At 47.5% G+C, this 7,436-nt stretch carries 6 protein-coding genes and 1 pseudogene; 3 read left to right on the top strand and 4 right to left on the bottom strand.

The annotated features are described in order from the left end of the window. Window positions 1-124 precede the first annotated feature (124 nt). The 4 genes and pseudogenes from CIK89_RS11225 to CIK89_RS11210 form a co-directional block, all read right to left on the bottom strand. Window positions 125-295, bottom strand: a pseudogene (locus tag CIK89_RS11225) (Nif3-like dinuclear metal center hexameric protein); the annotation flags it as partial. A gap of 89 nt (window positions 296-384) precedes the next feature. After that, window positions 385-1,818: an amidophosphoribosyltransferase gene (locus CIK89_RS11220; protein WP_094391454.1), complete on the bottom strand. Its 1,434-nt coding sequence runs from the start codon at window positions 1,816-1,818 to the stop codon at window positions 385-387. Window positions 1,819-1,959: 141 nt separating this feature from the next. Then, on the bottom strand, window positions 1,960-2,682 hold the full coding sequence (locus CIK89_RS11215; protein ID WP_094391453.1) for an ABC transporter permease: 723 nt from the start codon (window positions 2,680-2,682) through the stop codon (window positions 1,960-1,962). Then, window positions 2,679-3,251, bottom strand: a complete 573-nt coding sequence (locus CIK89_RS11210) for an ABC transporter ATP-binding protein (RefSeq protein ID WP_158215019.1) — start codon at window positions 3,249-3,251, stop codon at window positions 2,679-2,681. The genes CIK89_RS11215 and CIK89_RS11210 overlap by 4 nt, the downstream gene beginning before the upstream one ends. A gap of 103 nt (window positions 3,252-3,354) precedes the next feature. Between CIK89_RS11210 and CIK89_RS11205 the strand changes: the two genes are divergently transcribed. Genes CIK89_RS11205 through CIK89_RS11195 form a run of 3 tightly spaced genes read left to right on the top strand, consistent with a single transcriptional unit; the run spans window position 3,355 to window position 7,410 of the window. Beyond that, entirely contained in the window at window positions 3,355-4,293 is a 939-nt protein-coding gene (locus CIK89_RS11205) for an agmatine deiminase family protein (protein WP_094391451.1), read from the top strand. Between the two features lies 1 nt (window position 4,294). Further along, window positions 4,295-5,170 carry a carbon-nitrogen hydrolase gene (locus CIK89_RS11200; protein ID WP_173824990.1) on the top strand — a complete coding sequence of 292 codons (876 nt, stop codon included), beginning with the start codon at window positions 4,295-4,297 and terminating at the stop codon, window positions 5,168-5,170. A 47-nt stretch (window positions 5,171-5,217) separates the two neighbouring features. Further along, a complete protein-coding gene (locus tag CIK89_RS11195) occupies window positions 5,218-7,410 on the top strand; it encodes a glutamine synthetase III (protein WP_094391450.1) in 2,193 nt (730 codons plus the stop codon). Window positions 7,411-7,436 lie beyond the last annotated feature (26 nt).

Genomic DNA, 7,436 nt, shown 5'->3' with positions numbered 1-7,436 from the left:
TTTGAAAGTATCTCTGATGGCAGAATTAACTGTGCCAATGCTAATAGTCCTTGATTGTTCATGGTGCAAAGATATAAATTTTCTGTAGAATCAAAGAATATTCCCCCCTAGGTTTATCGGGTGAGCCTTTTTCTATTGCCTCATCAACAATTTTTTCGTTGACGTCAAGACACAATAATGCCCCTGAAACCTCCGCCTCTGTCAATCCAACTTGCAGGCCAGCATTATCCCAACTTTCCTGTAAGGGCAGAGGCGCGAACTGTTCAAGGGCGTCAAGCACTTGCTGTATTTTCACGCTTCTATGATATTTTATCAATATGCAAAGTTACTGTTTTTCATCGGAAAGACATAGTCCTTCCGATGAACATTATCATTTTTTAACGATTATTCTGGATCATTGTCATGCTCATGACAATAGCTACTACCATCAAAACAATGGGTGCAGACCCGATCTTTGGGCAATCCGATAGATTCGACAAGATCTTCCACATGAGCAAATTTCAGACTCGTCAGTCCCAGTTGCTTGGCTATTTCCTGCACCATGCGCTTGTATTCTGGTGAATCTGTTTTTGCATACTCTGCCAGTTTTGCATTTTCATCGCCCTCAAAATCCTTGATGATGCGACGGGTAATGAGTTCAAGAGGGCTCTTCTGTGAGGTAAAACCGATAAACGGACAACCATACACCAATGGTGGGCAAGAGATACGTACATGTACTTCCTTTGCACCATTATCGAAGAAGGTACGCACATTGTCGCGTAACTGGGTACCACGTACGATAGAGTCATCACAGAAAACAACACGTTGATCCTTCAAAATGGCAGGGTTGGGAATGAGTTTCATGCGTGCCACCAAGTCACGACGTTTCTGGTTGCCAGGAGTAAACGAACGTGGCCATGTTGGAGTATATTTCAATACAGCACGCTTGTATGGTACTTTCTTTCCGTGTGAGTAACCAAGTGCCATTCCTACTCCCGAATCGGGAATACCACAAACGAGGTCGGCTTCCACTTCAGTATCCTTCTCACCCACAATGCGTCCGTTCTTCTCGCGTACTGCTTCAGTATTGATTCCTTCATAGTCGCTGGCAGGAAATCCGTAATACACCCACAGGAACGAGCATATCTGACAACGGCTCATAGGTTTTTGCAACACTTCGATACCGTCGGCACGCAGTTTTACGATTTCTCCCGGACCTACATCGCGCAGTACTTGATAGTCAAGATTGGGAAAACTTGTCGTTTCGCTTGATACTGCATAGGCATCATCACGTTTTCCTATAACGATAGGGGTACGTCCAAGGAAGTCACGTGCGGCAATAATACCATCTTCGGTAAGAATCAACATCGAGCACGAGCCCTGTATTTTCTGATAAACCTTATTGATACCATCCACAAACGAGTCTCCCATATTGATAAGCAATGCCACGAGTTCTGTCTGGTTGATGACATTCGCCGACATTTCACTAAGGTGCATGCGGTTGGCCAACAGTTCATCAGCTATTTCTCTAAGATTATTGATTTTGGCCACTGTGACCACTGCATAACGTCCCAAGTGAGAGTTGATGATGATGGGTTGTGGATCTGTATCACTAATAACACCCAGTCCCTGATGCCCCTTAAAGTCGTCAAGTTCATCTTCGAAACGCGAACGGAAATATTGGCGTTCCAACGAGTGGATAGAGCGATGAAAACCGCTTTCCTCATCAAAAGTCACCAATCCTGCGCGTTTGGTTCCTAAGTGCGAATTGTAGTCTGTACCGTAAAACACATCGTTTACACAGTCCTTAGTCGAGATCGTACCGAAAAAACCTCCCATTGTATTGCTTGTATTGAAATTACTATACTTTGTTTAGGTCTGCAAAATTACAAAAAATTCATGGAATTACAATAACCCATGCTTTTTTTTTAGTTTTCCATACCGTTTATTTATGCTATATCAATATTCCATCTGCCTCACTCAGCGTCGAAGCCACTCATAGACCATAACAGAAAGCAGTATCGACAACACCGAGCAACACACCATTCCAATAGTGGCTACTACAGCGAAAATACCTGCCTGTATTGGAGGCATCCCACTGAGCATCAACACACAAAGTATTGCAGGAACTGCCACGAGTCCAGTATCGCGCATCTTGGTCAGCAACGGATTAAGTGCTTTACTCATAGCTCGCACCAGAAATGGGCGCAAGGCTTCTGTTTGCGTTGCACCATTTCCCTGCAAATACTCAAACATACTGGCATGTACCTTGCGATTAAAAGCATAAGTGAGTAACCCACTCCTACTCGCTCTCAAGGCTTCGCCATGAAGCAGAGCCATTACAGGCACCCAAAACCAAATATTACCGAAGGGATTCTGACCCATAATCACCATCACCAGAAGCCCCACAATAAACGTAACAGGAACCACTCCTATTAATATTGGTACAACAAGCCACTTTTTTCGGCAACAAACCATCGTTACTATAACCTCCAACAATAGTAGCAACAGAACGTCAAGCCACCATACGGCTGATTGAAACACAAAATTAAATACCACGACCAGCACCAACATGGCAATAGCCCAACAACCTGTTGTAGTGAGCAGACGATAGAGTAGTCGGCGGTCGTTCTTATAAAAGACGGTCAACGGAATGGCCAACAGCATGAGTCCGGCCAACAACTGAAAGATGATACTATTCATAGTTGTATCTGCTTTTGAGCAATTTGGGGGTTAACAACCAATACCGATGCTCCGTTGCGAGCAGCTTCCAAAAGCATTTTGTCTGCTGCCTGTCGTGTTGCTTCTGATATTTGTGACGAAGGTTCATCCACAACGACGAGCGACTTTCGCAAGCCAACGGCACGATGCACAAGCGACAGAAACTGCTCGTCTGCAGTAAGTTGCGGCCAAGTCCGACCATCTTCTTCACCTTGAGAAGATTCTTGTACTGAAGTTTCTCGACTATTGATTTTCAGCGAATTTACCGTTGCGTCACATTGTGCTATTGTATCATAGCCCTCTACCAGCGACAGTTGTTGCGGCACATAAGCTGTAGCGCGCCGAAAAAAAGGAGCCGACAATGGAGTTAGCAATTCACCATCGATACTGATATGCCCTCCGTCGATAGACACCATCCCGAGCACAGCCCGAAGCAAAGTGGTCTTTCCTGTCCCTGCTTCACCATATACACCAACCATCTCACCATCGCCCACTGTCAGCGAGCAATCAGCCAAGAGTCCGTCAATCTTTACATGGTGTAATTCTAACATCGGTTGTTTTTTTGATGGCAAAGATACAATATAGTGAATAAAAAGCCAAATATATTCGTGATTTTCTTTTGTACTTCTCCCGATTTGCACTACCTTTGCACTCATGATAAAAAGTAAGAGACGAATGTTGGCCGAATGGGAACCGCAAAGTGCGGTACAACTGACATGGCCTCACAAAGATACAGACTGGGCTCCTATACTGCCAGAAATCACCGCAGTATATGAGGAAATGAAGCGAGAAATAGAAAGCAGAGAAACCGTTATCGTAGTCGATGACATACCACACAACGACACATGGGCACGCGACCATGGTTTCATTACCGTAGAAGAAAACGGCCAACTGATTCTGCTCGACTTTAAATTCAACGGATGGGGCGAGAAATTTGCCGCAGAACTCGACAACGATATCAACCGACAACTCTACGAACAACAGCTGGTGAAAGGCATTTACGAGTCACACCTCGATTTCGTTCTTGAGGGCGGTAGTATTGAAAGCGATGGCAAAGGCACTATCTTCACTACCACCTGTTGCCTGATGGCGCCACATCGCAACCAACCTCTTACACAACAAGAGATAGAACAACAACTGAAAGAATGGCTCGGAGCAGAACGCATCGTCTGGATCAACCATGGTTCGCTCATAGGGGACGATACCGATGGACATATTGATACACTGGTACGCATAGCTCCTAACGACACCTTATTATATATAGGGGCCGACGACGAACATCCCGACCTGTTGCTCATGGAGCAAGAACTCCAGCAGCTACCCACCATCGACGGACATCCCTACCGATTGCTCCGATTACCCATGCCACGTCCCATCTATGATGATGGCGAGCGACTACCTGCCACCTATGCCAACTACCTGGTGATAAATGGCGCCGTCCTCGTACCCACCTACAACCAACCGGACCTTGACCAAGAAGCCATAAGCACCATCGGCAAGGCCTTCCCAGATAGAGAAATCATTGGTATCGACTGTCGCGCTGTCATCCGGCAACACGGATCGTTACATTGTTGCACCATGCAGTATTACTAAGATGAAAACAGGAATCATTCAACAGCACAATACGGCGGACATACAAGACAACCGCCAACGACTGGCAGAGAGCATACGTTCGCTCGCCAAACAGGGTGCAGAACTCATCGTTCTGCAGGAACTCCACAATTCGCTATACTTCTGTCAGACCGAGAATGTCGATCTATTCGACTTGGCAGAAACCATCCCAGGCCCTTCTACCGATTTCTTCGGAGCATTGGCACGCGAACTCCAAGTGGTCATCGTCACCTCTTTGTTTGAACGACGTGCACCCGGACTCTATCACAACACGGCAGTAGTATTAGAGAAAGATGGTTCTATAGCAGGAAAATACCGCAAAATGCATATCCCCGATGACCCAGCATACTACGAGAAATTCTATTTCACACCAGGCGATTTGGGGTTCCACCCCATCCAGACCTCTGTAGGCCGACTTGGCGTACTGGTTTGCTGGGACCAATGGTATCCTGAAGCAGCACGCCTGATGGCACTACAGGGAGCAGATATGCTGATCTATCCTACCGCCATCGGTTACGAGAGTAGCGACACACCCGATGAGCAAGAACGTCAACGCATGGCTTGGCAAACCGTACAACGTGGCCACGCAGTAGCCAACGGACTACCCGTAGTGACCGTCAATCGTACCGGCCACGAACCAGACCCCAGCAAACAAACCAACGGAATACAGTTCTGGGGCACCTCGTTTGTTGCCGGCCCGCAAGGTGAACTGCTCTACGAAGCACCACGCGACAGCGAAACCACAGCCATTATCGATGTCAACCTGCAACGCTCCGAACAGGTACGCCGTTGGTGGCCCTTCCTTCGCGACCGACGCATAGACCATTACGATGATATCATCAAACGGTTCATCGACTGACAATCAACTCTCTTCAACAAGCAAACAACAAACAACCCAAACAGAATATGGCAAACAATCTAAGATTCCAAGTGGTAGAAGAAGCCTTCAAGAAGCATGCACTCGATGTGGAGGCACCAAGCGAGAGACCATCAGAGTATTTCGGCAAATACGTATTCAGCCGACAAAAGATGTATAAATACCTACCTGCCGACATCTACAACAAGATGATCGACGTGATGGACAACGGCGCCCGATTGGACCGTTCCATAGCCGATGCCGTAGCGGCTGGCATGAAACAATGGGCAAAAGAGATGGGGGTAACCCACTATACCCACTGGTTTCAGCCACTCACCGAAGGAACTGCCGAGAAACACGATGCCTTCGTAGAACACGATGGCAAAGGCGGAATGATAGAAAAATTCTCAGGAAAACTGTTGGTACAACAGGAACCAGACGCCTCTTCTTTCCCCAATGGCGGTATAAGAAACACATTCGAGGCACGAGGCTATTCTGCCTGGGACCCCACAAGTCCGGTGTTCATCATCGACGACACACTCTGTATCCCCACCATCTTCATTGCCTATACTGGCGAAGCCCTCGACTATAAGGCTCCGCTATTACGATCTATCCATGCCGTAGACAAAGCTGCAACAGATGTCTGCCAGTATTTCTATGACGATGTCAATAAAGTGCAGGTCAATCTGGGTTGGGAACAAGAGTATTTCCTTGTTGACGAAGGACTCTATTCTGCACGCCCAGACCTACTAATGACAGGTCGCACCCTAATGGGACATGAGAGTGCGAAAAACCAACAGATGGATGACCACTATTTCGGAACCATCCCCGACCGCGTACAGGCTTTTATGAAAGACCTTGAGATACAAGCTCTCGAACTGGCCATCCCTGTAAAGACCCGCCATAACGAGGTTGCCCCCAACCAGTTTGAATTAGCCCCCATCTTTGAAGAGTGCAATCTGGCTGTCGATCACAACATGCTGCTCATGTCGCTCATGAAAAGGGTGGCCCGCAAACACGGATTCCGAGTGTTGCTCCACGAGAAGCCCTTTGACGGCATCAACGGATCGGGCAAGCACAACAACTGGAGCTTGTCTGCCAATAATGGTATACTACTCCACGCACCAGCTAAGACTCCTGAGGAGAATCTGCGCTTCGTCACATTCATCGTTGAGACCTTGATGGCTGTTTTTCATCATAACGGACTGTTGAAAGCATCTATTATGAGTGCCACAAATGCCCACCGTTTGGGGGGCAACGAAGCACCACCTGCCATTATCTCGTCATTCTTGGGCAAGCAACTCAACGAACTCCTCGACCATATCGAAAAGAGTGAGAAAAACGAGCTCTTCAACCTAAAGGGCAAACAGGGCATGGAAATAGATATTCCACAGATTCCAGACCTCATCATCGACAATACCGACCGCAACCGCACATCGCCTTTTGCTTTCACCGGCAATCGCTTTGAATTCCGTGCTCCCGGTTCCGCAGCCAACTGCGCCTCGGCCATGATAGCACTCAATGCAGCGATGGCAGAAGCCCTCGTATCTTTCAAAGAGCGTGTCGATGCACTCATCAACAAGGGCGAAAACAAAATTTCTGCTATTCTCGATGTGCTGCGCGAAGATATACGCACCTGCAAACCCGTGCGCTTCGATGGCAACGGCTATTCCGACGAATGGGTAGAAGAGGCACGTCAACGTGGTCTCGACGTCGAAAAGTCATGTCCCATCATATTCGAGCGCTACCTCGACGAGTCGAGCGTCCGCATGTTCGAACAGACTAAGGTCATGAACCGCAAAGAACTTGAAGCTCGCAACGAAGTAAAATGGGAGATGTATGTCAAGACTGTGCAGATTGAAGCACGCGTATTGGGCGACCTCGCCATGAACCACATCATCCCTGTCTCTACCCACTACCAAAGCAAACTCATTAAAAACGTGCAGGGCATGAAAGACGTCTTTAGTGCAGAAAAGGCCGACAGACTCTCCTCACGCAATATGAAACTTATTGAAGAGATTGCAGAGCGCACCGAGAAGATTGAACAACTGGTAGAAGAACTAACCGATGCCCGTCGTGTAGCCAATCATATCGAGTCCATCCAACAGCGTGCCATCGCCTATCACGATACTGTAGAACCTCATATGGATGCCATCCGTTACGAGATAGACCATCTCGAAATGATTGTTGAGGACGGACTATGGACGCTACCCAAATACCGCGAACTGCTGTTCATCCGATAGCCGTTCGTCCTTTATCCCCCATCCCA

Origin of the sequence: Prevotella sp. P4-119 (assembly GCF_002251345.1) — a bacterium.
In the GTDB taxonomy this organism is placed as follows: domain Bacteria; phylum Bacteroidota; class Bacteroidia; order Bacteroidales; family Bacteroidaceae; genus Prevotella.
This window is presented reverse-complemented; position numbering and strand designations above follow the sequence as displayed.

Bases quoted from the DNA above. Each gene is read 5' to 3' on its own strand.
- CIK89_RS11220 (WP_094391454.1), bottom strand. From the start codon at position 1,818: ATGGGAGGTTTTTTCGGTACGATCTCGACTAAGGACTGTGTAAACGAT.
- CIK89_RS11215 (WP_094391453.1), bottom strand. From the start codon at position 2,682: ATGAATAGTATCATCTTTCAGTTGTTGGCCGGACTCATGCTGTTGGCC.
- CIK89_RS11210 (WP_158215019.1), bottom strand. From the start codon at position 3,251: ATGTTAGAATTACACCATGTAAAGATTGACGGACTCTTGGCTGATTGC.
- CIK89_RS11205 (WP_094391451.1), top strand. From the start codon at position 3,355: ATGATAAAAAGTAAGAGACGAATGTTGGCCGAATGGGAACCGCAAAGT.
- CIK89_RS11200 (WP_173824990.1), top strand. From the start codon at position 4,295: ATGAAAACAGGAATCATTCAACAGCACAATACGGCGGACATACAAGAC.
- CIK89_RS11195 (WP_094391450.1), top strand. From the start codon at position 5,218: ATGGCAAACAATCTAAGATTCCAAGTGGTAGAAGAAGCCTTCAAGAAG.